Origin of the sequence: Streptomyces nogalater (assembly GCF_039532885.1) — a bacterium.
GTDB classification, from domain to species: Bacteria; Actinomycetota; Actinomycetes; order Streptomycetales; family Streptomycetaceae; genus Streptomyces; species Streptomyces nogalater.
In genome coordinates this window covers 1-785 of sequence record NZ_BAAASM010000105.1, presented here as the reverse complement: position 1 = coordinate 785, position 785 = coordinate 1, and the positions used below count along the sequence as shown (strand labels likewise).

1 pseudogene is annotated in these 785 nt (G+C 67.0%); it reads right to left on the bottom strand.

Annotated features, from left to right (window positions below):
- A pseudogene (locus ABD350_RS37875) lies at nucleotides 1–785 on the bottom strand (LamG domain-containing protein); the annotation flags it as partial.

Here is a 785-nt window from a genome sequence, read left to right as displayed (position 1 = left end):
GAGGCGGGGCCACCTTGAAGGTGAACTCGGTAGGCGTGCCCCACCGGTTGTAGACGTCCTTGGCGCGCACCGACAGCACCTGCGTGCCTGACAGCGGCGGCGTGACGTCCTTCACCTGGGCCTTCGTGGTCCCGGACACCGACGCCGCACGCGTGGTCAACAGCTTGTACTCATAGGCGGTGATGTCGGTGTGCCCGGTGGTGTCGATGTCCGCGGTGTTCGGCTGGAAGGTGAACGAGCCAGGGATACCGGGGCCGCCCTTGCCCTCGCACAGGTTCGCCGTGCACTCGGTGTAGGGGGAACCGGCGGTGATGCGGGGCGCCTTGGGCGCGGAGGAGTCGACCTTGAAGTAGCACCAGGAGCTGTAGGGCGACCACAGGTCACCGCTCTTGCCGGCGTAGGACCAGTGTGACTGCGTCCGCGCTTTGTAGCGGTACAAGCCCTTGTCGGCACGGTCGTTGGTGCGCAGTTTCTCCAGCGTCTCGTCCGGATGCCAGCCGGGATTGGGCATGTACCCGGTCCACGCCTCGTGCCAGGGGGAGTCGTCACCGCGCTCGATCACGAATTCGGCCTGCAGCGAGCCTTCCTCGTCCCCCATGTGGGCCTCGACCAGTGTCTGCACGCGGGCCTGGACCATCGGGTCCGTGCGTGTCACCACCAGCGGGTCGGAGGAGGACTTGTTGCAGTACGCCGTGGACCCGCTCCCCGGGATCACTCCGACACTGGTCGGCACACCCGGCTTGTAGGCGAAGACCACCTGCAGCTCGGCGCTGTCGTCGAACCGC